The sequence below is a fragment of the Pseudomonas sp. KD5 genome (assembly GCF_012932895.1).
Lineage (GTDB): Bacteria > Pseudomonadota > Gammaproteobacteria > Pseudomonadales > Pseudomonadaceae > Aquipseudomonas.
On the sequence record NZ_JDWJ01000018.1, the window covers coordinates 63913 to 78108 of the forward strand.

The following is a 14196-nucleotide window of genomic DNA, read 5'->3' on the forward strand; positions in this document are numbered from 1 at the left end:
GCAAACGGCGCCGGACACACATCGAGCCGGAAACCGGCTCGACTTCAACAAATCAACGGACGCGTCCCTGCGCCCATGCAGCAGAAACTAGCCCGGTACGCGGCGGATCTTGGCGCCGAGCATCTGCAGCTTCTCTTCGATGCACTCATAACCACGGTCGATGTGGTAAATGCGATCGATCAGGGTATCGCCTTCGGCGATCAGCGCCGAGATCACCAGGCTGGCCGAAGCACGCAGGTCGGTGGCCATGACTGGCGCGCCCTTGAGCTTTTCGATGCCGGTGACGATGGCGGTGTTGCCTTCAACCTGGATGTGCGCGCCCATGCGGTGCAGTTCGTAAACGTGCATGAAACGGTTTTCGAAGATCGTCTCGATCACGGCACCAGTGCCTTCGGCAATGGCGTTGAGGGAGATGAACTGCGCTTGCATGTCGGTCGGGAACGCCGGGTATGGAGCGGTCCGCACGTTGACGGCTTTCGGCCGCTTGCCGTGCATGTTCAGCTCGATCCAGTCTTCACCGGTGGTGATTTCGGCGCCGGATTCGCGAAGTTTTTCCAGAACGGCTTCGAGGATGGTCGGATCGGTGTCCTTGACCTTCACACGCCCACCGGTGACCGCTGCCGCCACCAAATAGGTGCCGGTCTCGATACGGTCAGGCATCACTTTGTAAGTGGTCGTGTGCAGACGCTCGACGCCATCGATGGTGATGGTGTCGGTGCCGGCGCCGGAAACCTTCGCGCCCATGGCGTTCAGGAAGTTCGCCAGGTCGACGACTTCAGGCTCGCGAGCAGCGTTGGCCAGAACGCTGCGGCCCTTGGCCAGAGCGGCCGCCATCATGATGTTCTCGGTACCGGTCACGCTGACGGTGTCGAAGAAGAAGTGCGCACCGCGCAGGCCGCCTTCAGGAGCCTTGGCCTTGATGTAGCCGCCTTCAACGTCGATGACCGCGCCCATGGCTTCAAGACCACGGATGTGCAGGTCAACCGGACGCGAACCGATGGCGCAACCGCCAGGCAGTGCAACTTCGGCTTCACCGAAACGGGCAACCATCGGGCCCAGCACCAGGATCGAGGCGCGCATGGTTTTAACCAGTTCGTACGGCGCGATCAGGGTCTTGATGGTGCGTGGGTCGATTTCGACGCTGAGTTTCTCGTCGATCACAGGTTCAATGCCCATGCGACCGAACAGCTCGATCATGGTGGTGATGTCGTGCAGGTGCGGCAGGTTGGCCACGGTCACCGGGCCATCGCACAGCAAGGTGGCAGCCAGAATCGGCAAGGCAGAGTTCTTTGCCCCGGAGATGCGGATCTCGCCATCAAGACGAGCGCCACCAGTAATAATCAATTTATCCATAAGAATCTCGACGCCCTTGGGCTCAGGTGCGCTCGGCCCAGGCCGCGCTGCTGAAAAATTTCATAGTGACCGCATGGATGCTGCCATCGACAATCCACGGGTTCAAATGGGCATAGACCTGCTGCTGACGCTTCACCGGGCTCAACGCCGCCAGTTCATCGCTGATCACGTTCAGCTGGAAATTGCAGCCTTCGCCTTCAACTTCCACCTTCGTGTTTGGCAGCTTTCCTTCAAGGAAGCTCTTCACTTCTACGGCCTGCATGCTCAACCTCAATCGGCGCCCTGTGCGCGCGGGTCGGACATCATACAAAAAAGCCCCGCGCCTGCGAACCCCGCGAAGCAGGACTCTGACGGGGGGCTTCTTTATAGATGCGGTTCAGGGGCGCGCCAACAGCTCGGTCAATTCGCTGACCTGAGCGATTTTGCGCATGTCTTCGGGCATCGCGCGAATGCTCACGGCCTTGCCGGCCACCTGAGCATCGCGCATGAAGCACAGCAGCAGCGACAAGCCGACACTGCTGGACTTCTCCACTGCGGAGCAATCGACCACCAGCGCAGGCGCCTTGCTGGACTTGATCAGTACCTGCCCCTGCTTGCGCAAGTTCGGGCCGGTCCGGTAATCCAGCACACCGCTGAGCAGCAGCTCGCCGGTTTCGCTTATGCGAATGGCCGACTCACTCATTGGGCTTTCTTCTCAACAGCTTTTTCGGTGTTTTCCTTGGCTTTGGCGACTTCCCCGGCCCAACCATTGATGGTCTTGTCCAGGTCGTTGCCATTGCGCTGCATCGCATCAGCGAACTGATCGCGGAACAGCTTGCCGATGTTGATGCCGTTGATGATGACGTTACGCAGCTTCCATTCGCCGTTGATCTTTTCGAGTGTGTAAGACACAGGATAGATCGCGCCGCTGCTGCCTTTGACCGTCATGCCAACGCTGGTACGGTCTCCCGATTCATCCTTGGCAGGCTCAACAGTGATGCCCTGGTTGTTGTATTCGAGCAATGCGTTGCCATAAAACTGGAACAGGCCCTTTTTGAAGTTTTCTTCAAACGTCTTCATTTGCTCGGGCGTTGCTTTGCGCGAGTATTTGACGGTCATGATGCTTTTGGAAATGCCTTCGGCATCCACCACGGGGCCGACGATGGTGTTCAACGCCGTATAAAAGTCTTGTGGATCCTGCTTGTACTTCTCTTTATTGGCCGACAGGTCGGCGAGCATCCGGGTCGTGGTGTCCTGAACCAGATCGTGCGCCGACTGCGCCGCCAGGGCGTTAGCCATCAACGGCAAGGCCGCGAGCAATATCAACAGGCCACGTCGCAAGATAGAGATCATTGAAAAGCTCCTCATTTGGCGTCTTTGCTAACGGTATTGAGCAGAAATTTACCGATCAAGTCCTCGAGCACCAACGACGACTGCGTGTCGTGGATGGTTCCACCATCCTTGAGCAGGGCTTGTTCCCCACCCACGCTGATACCGATGTATTTCTCACCCAACAGGCCAGCGGTCAGGATAGATGCAGTGGAGTCAGTCGGCAGGTTATCTACGCGCTTTTCCAGTTGCATGGTCACCCGACCGGTGAAGCTGTCGCGATCCAGATCGATCGCCGTGACCTTGCCGATGGTCACACCGGCCATGGTCACTTTAGCTCTGACAGTCAAACCGGCGATATTATCGAAATATGCATAAAGTTTATAAGTATCGGTGGTTGCGCTCGGGGACAGGCCACTGACCCGCAACGCAAGCAACAGCAAAGCCAGGATGCCAGCCAGCAAGAAAAGGCCGACACCGATTTCCAGGGTGCGGTTTTGCATCAGAAATCTCCAAACATCAAGGCGGTCAGAATAAAGTCCAGGCCGAGTACCGCCAAAGAGGCGTACACCACGGTCTTGGTAGTGGCACGACTGATCCCCTCGGAAGTGGGCTCGCAGTCATACCCTTGGAATACGGCGATCCAGGTCACGACGAAGGCAAAAACGATGCTTTTGATAATGCCGTTCAGCACATCGTCGACAAACATCACGCTGTTTTGCATGTTCGACCAGTAGGAGCCCTCATAGACACCCAGCCAGTCGACGGCCACCCACGAACCACCCCAGATACCCACCACGCTGAAAATCATCGCCAGCACCGGCAGGGAAATGAAGCCGGCCCACAGGCGCGGAGCAATAATGTACTTGAGCGGGTCAACCCCGATCATTTCCAGACTGGACAGTTGCTCGGTGGATTTCATGTTGCCGATTTCGGCGGTCAGCGCCGAACCCGCACGCCCGGCGAACAGTAAGGCCGTGACGACCGGCCCCAGTTCACGCAGCAGCGTCAGCGCAACCATCTGCCCGACGGCCTGCTCCGAACCGTAGCTGGACAGGATGTTGAAGCCCTGTAGCGCCAGCACCATGCCGATGAACACCCCGGAGACCACGATGATCACCAGGGACATCACGCCAACCGAATGCAGTTGCTTGACCAGCAGGCCAAAACTGCCGCCGATGCCACCGCGACCGAGCAAGGCATGAAACAGGAACAGCGCCGAACGCCCGAACACCGCCAGCACATCGATGCCGGCGTGGCCGAAACGGCGCACTCTTTCTATTAATGAAATCTTGCGCATCAGCGCTTCCCCAGAAGATCTGCGCGGTAATCCGTCGCTGGAAAGTGGTATGCGACCGGGCCGTCGGGTTCGCCAGTCATGAACTGGCGAATCCGTGGCTCCTGCGAATTCATCAATTCCTTGGGTGTGCCCTGCCCCAACACTTGCCCGTCACCTACCACAATGATGTAGTCGGCGATGCTCGCGGTCTCGGCCAGATCGTGGGAGACCACGATGCTGGTGATGCCCAGCGCATCGTTGAGCAAGCGGATCAGGCGCACCAGCACGCCCATGGCGATCGGGTCCTGGCCAACAAAAGGCTCGTCGTACATGAGAATTTGCGGGTCGAGGGCAATCGCCCGGGCCAGCGCGACTCGACGTTTCATGCCGCCAGACAATTCGTCAGGCATCAGGTCTAGGGCGCCACGCAAGCCCACGGCCTGCAATTTGAGCAGGACAATGTCGCGAATCATCTCTTCCGGCAGCGTGGTATGAACACGCAGCGGAAAGGCGACGTTCTCGAATACATCGAGATCGGTAAACAGCGCGCCGCTCTGAAACAGCACGCCCATGTGCTTGCGCGCATCGAACAAATCGCTGCGCGACAACGTTGGCAGGTTCTGGCCATTGACCCAGACTTCGCCGCTGGTGGGGCGCAATTGGGCCCCCATCAACCGCAACAGCGTGGTCTTGCCACACCCGGAAGGCCCCATGATGCCGGTGACCTTGCCGCGTGGTATGCGGATATCAATGTTATTGAAAATGCTGCGCGCACCGCGCTTGAAGGTCAGTCCCTTCAGCTCGACCGCGTAGGCGTTATCGGCACTCATCTAAACTCCTTGCGATGCAGCCTCTCACTCGGACGCCTGGCTTTCTGACGAAAGCACATACCTTCCCGGGCAGGCCGAACTGGCGGCGAACTATATCACTGCAATCACCAAGCGCCCAAGGCCCAAGCCGGGCACTATCAACAACATGAGCGCCTGGAATCATCTATTTAGAGGATTCGGCAACAAGGAATGACAAACCGCGACGAACTTACGTGAGGGTTTTGATCATTACCGTTATAATCGCCGCCTTTTCATCAGGCTATACGATTTCTGACATGAGCCAATCCAGCGACCTGATTCAATCTGCACAACGCACCATCCGTCTCGAACTGGAAGCCGTGCAAGGCTTGTTACCCCATATCGACGCAGATTTCGTACGCGCTTGCGAGATGATTCTGGCCAGCAAAGGCCGCGTAGTCGTGGTCGGCATGGGCAAATCGGGGCACATCGGCAACAAGATTGCCGCCACCCTGGCCAGCACCGGCACCACGGCGTTCTTCGTGCATCCAGCCGAAGCCAGCCACGGCGACATGGGCATGATCACGCGTGACGACATCATCCTGGCACTATCGAACTCCGGCTCCACCAATGAAATCGTTACCCTGCTGCCACTGATCAAGCGCCTGGGCATCAAATTGATCAGCGTCACCGGCAATCCCGACTCGGCGCTGGCCAAGGCCGCCGAGGTCAACCTCAACGTCCACGTCGAGCACGAAGCCTGCCCGCTGAACCTGGCGCCAACCTCATCGACCACCGCCGCTCTGGTGATGGGCGATGCCCTGGCGGTGGCGCTGCTGGAAGCCCGCGGCTTTACCGCTGAAGATTTCGCCTTTTCCCACCCAGGCGGCGCACTTGGCCGACGCCTGCTGTTGAAAGTGGAAAACGTCATGCACGCCGGGCAAGAGCTGCCGCAGGTTAAGCGCGGCACCCTGCTCAAGGACGCATTGATGGAAATGACCCGCAAGGGCCTGGGCATGACCGTGGTTCTAGAGGCCGACGGTAAACTTGCCGGGATCTTCACCGACGGCGATCTGCGTCGCACCCTGGACCGCAGCATCGACATCCACAGCGCCACCATCGAGCAGGTCATGACCGCCCACGGCAAGACCGCACGTGCCGAGATGCTGGCTGCCGAGGCGTTGAAAATCATGGAAGACCACAAGATCAACGCATTGGTCGTGGTCGACAGCGAAGACCGCCCGGTCGGCGCCTTGAACATGCACGATTTGCTGCGCGCTGGAGTAATGTAATGAGCACGGACCTGCTGCAACGCGGCAAACAGATCAAACTGGCGGTATTCGACGTCGACGGCGTGCTGACCGACGGGCGCCTGTACTTCCTCGAAGACGGCAGCGAATTCAAGACCTTCAACACGCTCGACGGCCAAGGCATCAAGATGTTGATGGCAGCCGGCGTGCAGACCGCTATCATCAGCGGACGCAAGACCCCGGTGGTCGAACGACGGGCCAAGAACCTCGGCATTCCACACCTGTATCAGGGTCGCGAAGACAAACTGGTGGTGCTCGACGAGCTCCTTGCCCAACTCAACCTGAGCTATGAACAAGTGGCCTATCTCGGCGACGACCTGCCAGACCTGCCGGTGATTCGCCGCGTCGGCCTGGGCATGGCCGTGGCCAACGCCGCCAGCTTCGTGCGCGAACACGCCCACGGCATCACCCAGGCCCGTGGCGGCGAGGGTGCCGCGCGCGAATTCTGCGAATTGATCCTGCGCGCCCAGGGCCGCCTCGATGCGGCCAACGCCGCGTACCTGTGAGCCCATCATGCTGAGCAAAAAGATTCGCAACATCCTGATATTCGGTTGCATCGCGGCGCTATTCGCTGCGGTCGGCTACTGGAACATCAGCCCGGAACGCTTCCTCGACAAGCCAGTGGCGCATGTCGATGAAGCCATGATCGACTATTACGCCACCAACGCCCACAGCGTGCAGTACCTGCCGGACGGCAAATTGCAGTATGAAATGACGTCCGACAAGGTCGAACACCTGAAAGCGACGGAAGTGACGTTGCTGTCCAACCCTGACCTGAACATGTTTCGCGGCACCGAATTTCCCTGGCACGTCCAGAGCGAACGCGGCGAAGTCAACCCGGACGGCACCCAGGTCGAGCTGATCGACTCGGTACGTATCACGCGTTTCGACGAAAAAAACCGTAAAACCCTGATTACCACCACCCGTATGACAGTGTTCCCGCAGCAGCAATATGCGCAGACCGATCAACCCGTTAGAATCGACGGCGCCGGCGGTGTATCGACAGGCAACGGAATGAAAGCGTACTTGAAAGAAAGCAGGATACACCTGCTATCGAACGTAAGAGGACAGTATGAGGCTCGTTAAAACCCTCCCTATTTTGCTCAGTCTGAGCGCAGCACTGGGAAGCGTGAGCGCCTGGGCTCTGCCGACCGATCAAGCGCAGCCTATCCGCATTCAGGCCGACGACGCCCAACTGGACGACAAGAACGGTGTTGCCACCTATAAAGGTGATGTGATCATCACTCAGGGCTCGATGAAGGTCACCGGCAACACCGTGACCATCACTCGCACCCCGACTGGCGACATCGACGTGGTGACCTCGGTGGGCAACCTGGCGTACTTCGAGCAATTGCAAACAGCTGGCGACACCAAGCCTGTTCAGGGTTGGGGCGTGACCATCCAATATCACGCCGCGCAAAACCGCGTCGTACTGATCGACAAGGCCAAAGTTGTCGACAAGGACAACAACGTCACCCAGGGCGAAAAAATCGTCTATGACACGGTGAAAAAATTGGCCAGCGCCGGTCGCGCCACGGGCAGCAAGGTCACCGAGGCACGTCCGCGTATCGACATGGTGATCCAGCCGAAGAAGAAAACCGACGAGAAAACCCAGTAATGGCAACTCTGAAAGCTCAGCACCTGGCCAAGAGCTACAAGAGCCGCCAGGTCGTGCGCGACGTCAGCCTGTCCATCGACAGCGGCCAGATCGTCGGCCTGCTTGGCCCCAACGGCGCCGGCAAAACCACCTGTTTCTACATGATCGTGGGCCTGGTACAGGCCGATCAGGGGCGCGTACTGATCGATGACCTGGACGTCAGCCACCAGCCGATGCATGGTCGCGCGAAGGCCGGTATCGGCTATCTTCCGCAAGAAGCGTCGATCTTCCGCAAGCTGTCGGTGACCGACAACATCATGGCCATCCTCGAAACCCGTAAGGAGCTCGACAAGGCCGGTCGCCGCAAAGAGCTGGAAAGCCTACTGCAGGAATTTCACATCCACCACATTCGTGACAGCCTTGGCATGAGCCTGTCCGGTGGTGAACGCCGTCGGGTGGAAATCGCCCGGGCACTGGCCACCAACCCGAAATTCATCCTCCTCGACGAACCCTTCGCCGGCGTGGACCCAATCTCGGTGGGCGACATCAAGCAGATCATCCATCACCTCAAAGCCAAAGGCATTGGCGTGCTGATCACTGACCATAACGTCCGTGAAACCCTGGACATCTGCGAAACCGCCTACATCGTCAACGATGGCCAGCTGATCGCTGAAGGCGACTCCGCCACCATCCTGGCCAACGAACTGGTCAAGGAAGTGTATCTGGGCCATGAGTTCCGCCTGTAAGCGCTGAGGTGCCTGGCCAGTCGCCTCGGCGCTCATCTCAATAAAAAATCAATAGTTTTTTATTGTTACAGCGCTCTAGGCAAACACTTCAGTTTCAGGCATATAATTTGCTTATGTTTGGCGCTTCGGCGCCCTGTAGTGGATGGCGCATGTGCGCCGGCGAATAAGGTGTTAAGCCCCTGCCATGAAACCATCGCTAGTCTTGAGAATGGGCCAGCAGCTGACGATGACACCGCAGCTGCAACAGGCCATCCGCCTGCTCCAATTGTCGACCCTGGACCTGCAACAGGAAATCCAGGAGGCCCTGGAGTCCAATCCGATGCTCGAACGCCAGGAAGAAGGCGACGACTTCGATAACGCCGACCCCTTGGCCGACAAAGCCGAACAGCAACCCAACGCCGACATTCAGGAACCCTCCTACCAGGAAACCGCCCCGACGGTGGATAACCTTGAGGAAGGCGACTGGAACGAGCGCATTCCCAACGAATTGCCTGTCGATACCGCCTGGGAAGACGTCTACCAGACCAGCGCCAGCAGCCTGCCGAGCAACGATGACGACGAGTGGGATTTCACCACCCGTACTTCGGCCGGTGAAAGCCTGCAAAGCCATTTGCTCTGGCAACTGAACCTGGCACCGATGTCCGACACCGATCGCCTGATCGCCGTGACCCTGATCGACTGCATCAACAATCAGGGCTATCTGGACGAAACCCTCGAGGAAATCCTCGAGGCCTTCGATCCGGAACTGGACATCGAACTGGACGAAATCGAAGCCGTCCTGCACCGCATCCAGCAATTCGAGCCCGCCGGTATCGGCGCCCGCAATCTCGGTGAATGCCTGCTGCTGCAACTGCGTCAACTGCCCGCCAAGACCCCTTGGCTGACCGAGGCCAAGCGCCTGGTCACCGATTACATCGACCTGCTCGGCAGCCGCGACTACAGCCAGCTGATGCGCCGCATGAAGCTCAAGGAAGATGAACTGCGCCAGGTGATCGAACTGGTCCAGAGCCTCAACCCGCGCCCGGGTTCGCAAATCGAGTCCACCGAAGCCGAATACGTCGTTCCTGACGTGATCGTGCGCAAGGACAACGAGCGCTGGCTGGTGGAGCTGAACCAGGAGTCGGTGCCACGCCTGCGGGTCAACGCCCAATATGCCGGCTTCGTACGCCGCGCCGATACCAGCGCTGACAACACCTTCATGCGAAATCAGCTGCAGGAGGCTCGCTGGTTCATCAAGAGCCTGCAAAGCCGCAACGAAACGCTGATGAAAGTGGCCACCCAGATCGTCGAGCATCAACGCGGCTTCCTGGAGTACGGCGACGAGGCCATGAAACCGTTGGTGCTGCATGACATCGCCGAAGCGGTGGGCATGCACGAATCGACGATTTCACGGGTGACCACGCAAAAATTCATGCATACCCCACGGGGCATCTATGAACTGAAATACTTTTTTTCCAGCCACGTCAGCACCTCCGAAGGCGGTGAATGCTCGTCCACGGCGATCCGCGCGATCATCAAAAAACTGGTTGCCGCGGAAAATCAGAAAAAGCCGTTGAGTGACAGCAAGATCGCTGGTTTACTGGAGGCACAAGGCATTCAGGTGGCTCGCCGCACCGTCGCCAAGTACCGCGAATCCCTAGGAATCGCGCCTTCGAGCGAACGAAAGCGGTTGATGTAGAGCCACGCCACAGCGTTCCAGTGGTAGATCATCGGATCTACCGCTTTATGCACTGGCAACGAAGGAGAAGCTGTATGCAAGTCAACATCAGTGGACACCAACTGGAAGTGACCGAACCTCTTCGCACCTACATCGGCGAAAAACTCGAACGATTAGAGAGGCATTTCGACAAGATCACCAACGTGCAGGTCACGATGACGGTCGAGAAGCTCAAGCAGAAAATCGAAGCCACGCTGCATATTCCCGGCAATGAGGTGGTCGCTAACGCGGAACATACCGATATGTACGCAGCGATCGACGCACTGACCGACAAGCTGGATAAACAACTCAAAAAGCATAAGGAAAAGACCCAGAGCCTCCTCCAGGGCGCGACCGGTCGTTAACACTCCCAACCCATGATCCGACTTGAAAGCATCCTGACCCCCGGCCGTTCCCTGGTGAACGTGCCGGGCGGCAGTAAAAAGAAAGCCCTCGAGCAAATTGCCAACCTCATCCATCGCGAAGTGCCGGATCTGGCCATGCAGGATGTCTTCGAGAGTCTGGTCGCCCGTGAAAAACTCGGTTCCACCGGATTTGGCAACGGTATCGCCATCCCCCACTGCCGTCTCAAGGGCTGCGGATCGCCCATCAGTGCCTTGATGCACCTGGATGCACCCATCGATTTCGACGCCATCGACGGTGCCCCGGTTGACCTGCTGTTTGTACTCCTGGTCCCGGAAGCCGCCACCGATGCGCACCTGGAGCTGCTGCGCCAGATCGCCAGCATGCTTGATCGCAAGGAAGTGCGTGAAAAACTGCGCAGCGCCCCGAGCAACGAAGCCTTGTATCAGGTTGTCCTGGACGAGCAAAACGGTCACTAATCATGCGCCTGATCATCGTCAGCGGCCGCTCCGGCTCAGGTAAAAGCACTGCCCTCGATGTTCTCGAGGACAACGGTTACTACTGCATCGACAACCTGCCTGCCGGCCTGCTGCCGGAACTGGCCGAACGTGCGCTGATTCATACCGAACTGGCACAACCGCTGGTGGCCGTGTCCATCGATGCACGCAACTTGCCGAGCCACCTGTCACGGTTTCCCGAATTGCTGGAAGAAGTCCGCAGCCGGCATATCCAGTGCGATGTGCTGTATCTGGACGCCGATGAAGAGACCCTGCTCAAACGTTTTTCGGAAACCCGCCGTCGTCACCCGCTGAGCAGCGCCAATCGCTCGCTGGCGGAAGCGATAGAGGACGAAACCAATCTGCTGGGGCCGATCGCCGATCTGGCCGACCTCAAGGTCAACACCACCAATCTGAACCTGTATCAGCTGCGCGACACCATCAAGCTGCGCCTGCTGAATCAGCCGGAGCCCGGCACTGCGTTTCTGGTGGAGTCTTTCGGGTTCAAGCGTGGCATGCCGGTGGACGCCGATCTGGTGTTCGACGTGCGCTGCCTGCCTAACCCTTACTGGAAACCGGAGCTGCGGGCACAGTCCGGGCTCGATCAACCGGTGGCCGACTACCTGGCGGCGCAGCCGGATGTCGAAGAGATGTTCCAGGACATTTCCTCCTACCTGCTCAAGTGGCTGCCCCGCTTTGCCGCCAGCAACCGCGCCTATGTCACTATTGCCATTGGCTGCACCGGCGGGCATCACCGCTCTGTCTACCTGACCGAACGTCTGGGCCAGGTCCTGCAACAATCCCTGAAGAACGTCCAGGTTCGCCACCGCGACCTCAGCTAAAGGATTCACATCGCGATGCCTGCTCTGGAAATCGAAATCATCAACAAGCTGGGCCTGCATGCCCGCGCGTCTGCAAAATTCGTTGGCGTCGCCGGGCAGTTCCCTTGCCAGATCAGGGCTGGCCGTACACCGGAAACGATGGTCGATGGCAAAAGCATCATGGCCATGATGATGCTCGCGGCCGGCAAGGGCACCAAAATCCACCTGAAAACCGAAGGTGAACAAGAGCAGGAAGCTATGGATGCACTGGTGGCGCTGATCAACAACTTCTTCGACGAAGGCGAATAAAGATCAATGAATTACGGCTTTCGATTGCGCCCACAGATGCGTAGGCGCTGACGAAGCTGCGATATTTTGATCCAAAAAAAAGCGCCACCCGATCGGGTGGCGCATTTTTTTGTGCAGCAACCGCAGCTTAACTACCCGCCACCGTCATCCGCTCGATCAACACCGAACCTGTGCGAATGTTGCTGCGCAATTCCAGGTCATTACCGACCGCAATGATCTGCTTGAACATGTCGCGCATGTTGCCGGCAATAGTCACTTCCTGGACCGCGAACTGGATTTCGCCGTTCTCGACCCAGAAACCCGCTGCGCCACGGGAGTAATCGCCAGTGACCATGTTCAGGCCCTGCCCCATCAATTCAGTGACCAGTAGGCCACGACCCATGCGGCGCAACAGGGCCGCCTGATCTTCGTCGCCATGGGTGACGAACAGGTTGTGCACGCCGCCGGCATTCGCGGTGCTCGGCATACCCAGCTTGCGGCCGGAATAGGTGCCCAGCACGTAGGACACCAGCTCGCCGTTTTCCACGAACGGCTTGGCGTAGGTCGCCAGGCCATCGCCGTCGAAGGCAGAGCTGCCCAAAGCGCGCATCAAGTGCGGACGCTCATCGATGGTCAGCCATTCCGGGAACAGTTTCTGCCCCAGCGTGCCTTCGAGGAACGAAGACTTGCGATATAGACTGCCGCCGGAAATCGCCGAGAGGAAACTGCCGAACAAACCGCCGGCCAGCTCCGCAGAAAACAGCACCGGCACTTCGCAGGTCGGTACCGGGCGTGCGCCCAAGCGGCTCGCCGCCCGTTGCGCGGCACGCTGGCCGATGCTCTCCGGGCTGGCCAACAAATTGCCCTGCCGGTTCACGTCGTACCAGTAATCACGCTGCATCTGGCCATCGGCCTCGGCGATCATCACGCAGCTGAGGCTGTGACGGGTCGAGGCGTAACCGCCGATAAAACCGTGGCTGTTGCCGTACACACGGCAACCCTGATGAGTGCTGAGGGTGGTGCCGTCGGCGTTCTTGATCCGACTGTCGGCGGCAAACGCCGCCGCTTCACAAGCAAGGGCCTGCTCGATGGCTCGCTCCGGCGTGATACTCCATTGATGGAACAGGTCGAAATCCTGCAGCTCCTTGGCCATCAGCGCGGCATCCGCCAAGCCTGCGGCTTCGTCTTCAGACGTGTGCTTGGCAATCGCCAGTGCAGCAGCGACGGTTTCGCGAATCGCTTCCGAACCGCTGGCCGAGGTGCTGGCCGAGCCTTTGCGCTGCCCTACATACAAGGTGATGCCAAAGCCCTGGTCTCGGTTGAACTCAACGGTTTCGACTTCCCGCTGACGCACCGTGGTCGACAGGCCCTGCTCCAGCGACACAGCCACTTCACAGGCACTGGCGCCCTGGCGCTTGGCTTCAGCAATGATCTGCTCGACTTGCTCTTGCAGTGCCGGCAACGCTTGTGGGCCGACGCTTTCAACTGCACTCATGCTGTTCTCCACTCAAATTCTGCTTTCGGTAACGGTCATCGAGCGACCGGGCCGGACAAGCGGCCCCCGACTGGTTATCATGGCGGCGTTTCTTTGCGGACGGCCACCATGGTTGATTCTTACGACGACTCCCTCGATACGGGAGAAAAAAGCAAATCCCAGGTCAAACGCGAGCTGCATGCTCTGGTTGACCTCGGCGAGCGCCTTACAACACTCAAGCCTGACCTGCTGGCAAAACTGCCGTTGACCGACGCTTTGCGCCGGGCTCTGGCCGATGCGCCCAAGCACACCGCGAACATCGCGCGTAAACGGCACCTTCAGTTCATCGGCAAGCTGATGCGCGATCAGGACACTGGCGCCATTCTCACTCTGCTCGATCAACTCGATGCCTCCACCCGGCAGTACAACGAACGTTTCCACGGCCTGGAACGCTGGCGCGATCGCTTGATCGCAGGCGACGACGCCGTCCTGGAGAAGTTCGTCGTCGATTACCCGGAGGCCGATCGTCAACAATTGCGCTCCCTGATCCGTCAGGCCCAGCACGAACTGGCGACCAACAAGCCACCGGCTTCGAGCCGTAAAATCTTCAAGTACATCCGTGAGCTGGACGAGACTCAACGCGGTTTGCGTTAAGTCCCGAATCGGGTGAGTTGCC

19 protein-coding genes are annotated in these 14196 nt (G+C 58.7%); 11 read left to right on the forward strand and 8 right to left on the reverse strand.

The genetic code is table 11. From position 1 onward, the window contains the following. Positions 1–87 precede the first annotated feature (87 nt). From murA to AF70_RS28090, 7 genes are all read right to left on the reverse strand, one after another. The gene (murA, locus tag AF70_RS28060; protein WP_018927195.1) at positions 88–1353 is read right to left on the reverse strand and encodes a UDP-N-acetylglucosamine 1-carboxyvinyltransferase; all 1266 of its coding nucleotides are present in this window, start codon (positions 1351–1353) and stop codon (positions 88–90) included. Positions 1354–1375: 22 nt separating this feature from the next. Beyond that, complete coding sequence (locus AF70_RS28065) at positions 1376–1615, reverse strand: BolA family protein (RefSeq protein ID WP_018927196.1); 240 nt, start codon at positions 1613–1615, stop codon at positions 1376–1378. A gap of 114 nt (positions 1616–1729) precedes the next feature. Next, positions 1730–2035 carry a lipid asymmetry maintenance protein MlaB gene (locus AF70_RS28070; RefSeq protein ID WP_028940294.1) on the reverse strand — a complete coding sequence of 102 codons (306 nt, stop codon included), beginning with the start codon at positions 2033–2035 and terminating at the stop codon, positions 1730–1732. After that, positions 2032–2685, reverse strand: a complete 654-nt coding sequence (locus AF70_RS28075) for a phospholipid-binding protein MlaC (RefSeq protein WP_028940293.1) — start codon at positions 2683–2685, stop codon at positions 2032–2034. Before AF70_RS28075 ends, AF70_RS28070 begins: the two co-directional genes overlap by 4 nt. A gap of 11 nt (positions 2686–2696) precedes the next feature. Continuing rightward, on the reverse strand, positions 2697–3164 hold the full coding sequence (mlaD, locus tag AF70_RS28080; RefSeq protein ID WP_018927199.1) for an outer membrane lipid asymmetry maintenance protein MlaD: 468 nt from the start codon (positions 3162–3164) through the stop codon (positions 2697–2699). Continuing rightward, positions 3164–3961, reverse strand: coding sequence for a lipid asymmetry maintenance ABC transporter permease subunit MlaE (gene mlaE / locus AF70_RS28085; RefSeq protein WP_019581164.1), 798 nt, complete (start codon positions 3959–3961; stop codon positions 3164–3166). Before mlaE ends, mlaD begins: the two co-directional genes overlap by 1 nt. Beyond that, the gene (locus tag AF70_RS28090; RefSeq protein WP_019581165.1) at positions 3961–4770 is read right to left on the reverse strand and encodes an ATP-binding cassette domain-containing protein; all 810 of its coding nucleotides are present in this window, start codon (positions 4768–4770) and stop codon (positions 3961–3963) included. The genes mlaE and AF70_RS28090 overlap by 1 nt, the downstream gene beginning before the upstream one ends. Positions 4771–5045: 275 nt before the next feature. On the opposite strand from AF70_RS28090, the gene AF70_RS28095 reads away from it, so the two are divergent. From AF70_RS28095 to AF70_RS28140, 10 genes are all read left to right on the forward strand, one after another. After that, complete coding sequence (locus AF70_RS28095; RefSeq protein WP_028940292.1) at positions 5046–6020, forward strand: KpsF/GutQ family sugar-phosphate isomerase; 975 nt, start codon at positions 5046–5048, stop codon at positions 6018–6020. Beyond that, a complete protein-coding gene (locus tag AF70_RS28100; RefSeq protein ID WP_008037377.1) occupies positions 6020–6544 on the forward strand; it encodes an HAD family hydrolase in 525 nt (174 codons plus the stop codon). Before AF70_RS28095 ends, AF70_RS28100 begins: the two co-directional genes overlap by 1 nt. Positions 6545–6551: 7 nt before the next feature. After that, positions 6552–7124, forward strand: a complete 573-nt coding sequence (gene lptC, locus AF70_RS28105; RefSeq protein ID WP_019581167.1) for an LPS export ABC transporter periplasmic protein LptC — start codon at positions 6552–6554, stop codon at positions 7122–7124. Then, on the forward strand, positions 7111–7656 hold the full coding sequence (gene lptA / locus AF70_RS28110; protein ID WP_019581168.1) for a lipopolysaccharide transport periplasmic protein LptA: 546 nt from the start codon (positions 7111–7113) through the stop codon (positions 7654–7656). Before lptC ends, lptA begins: the two co-directional genes overlap by 14 nt. Continuing rightward, positions 7656–8381, forward strand: a complete 726-nt coding sequence (lptB, locus tag AF70_RS28115; protein WP_018927206.1) for an LPS export ABC transporter ATP-binding protein — start codon at positions 7656–7658, stop codon at positions 8379–8381. The genes lptA and lptB overlap by 1 nt, the downstream gene beginning before the upstream one ends. Positions 8382–8565: 184 nt before the next feature. Beyond that, positions 8566–10059, forward strand: a complete 1494-nt coding sequence (locus AF70_RS28120) for an RNA polymerase factor sigma-54 (RefSeq protein ID WP_026331852.1) — start codon at positions 8566–8568, stop codon at positions 10057–10059. 74 nt (positions 10060–10133) lie between these two features. Next, positions 10134–10442, forward strand: coding sequence for a ribosome hibernation-promoting factor, HPF/YfiA family (gene hpf, locus AF70_RS28125; protein ID WP_007941242.1), 309 nt, complete (start codon positions 10134–10136; stop codon positions 10440–10442). A gap of 12 nt (positions 10443–10454) precedes the next feature. Continuing rightward, positions 10455–10919 (forward strand): PTS IIA-like nitrogen regulatory protein PtsN, encoded by a 465-nt coding sequence (gene ptsN, locus AF70_RS28130; RefSeq protein WP_018927208.1) that lies wholly within the window; start codon positions 10455–10457, stop codon positions 10917–10919. A gap of 2 nt (positions 10920–10921) precedes the next feature. Beyond that, the gene (gene rapZ, locus AF70_RS28135) at positions 10922–11779 is read left to right on the forward strand and encodes an RNase adapter RapZ (RefSeq protein ID WP_018927209.1); all 858 of its coding nucleotides are present in this window, start codon (positions 10922–10924) and stop codon (positions 11777–11779) included. 15 nt (positions 11780–11794) lie between these two features. Continuing rightward, positions 11795–12067, forward strand: coding sequence for an HPr family phosphocarrier protein (locus AF70_RS28140; protein ID WP_018927210.1), 273 nt, complete (start codon positions 11795–11797; stop codon positions 12065–12067). 127 nt (positions 12068–12194) lie between these two features. Here the strand turns inward: AF70_RS28140 and pmbA are convergent, their stop codons facing one another. Next, on the reverse strand, positions 12195–13541 hold the full coding sequence (pmbA, locus tag AF70_RS28145; RefSeq protein ID WP_019581170.1) for a metalloprotease PmbA: 1347 nt from the start codon (positions 13539–13541) through the stop codon (positions 12195–12197). A 108-nt stretch (positions 13542–13649) separates the two neighbouring features. Between pmbA and yjgA the strand changes: the two genes are divergently transcribed. Then, complete coding sequence (gene yjgA / locus AF70_RS28150; protein ID WP_007941230.1) at positions 13650–14174, forward strand: ribosome biogenesis factor YjgA; 525 nt, start codon at positions 13650–13652, stop codon at positions 14172–14174. Positions 14175–14196: the final 22 nt, after the last annotated feature.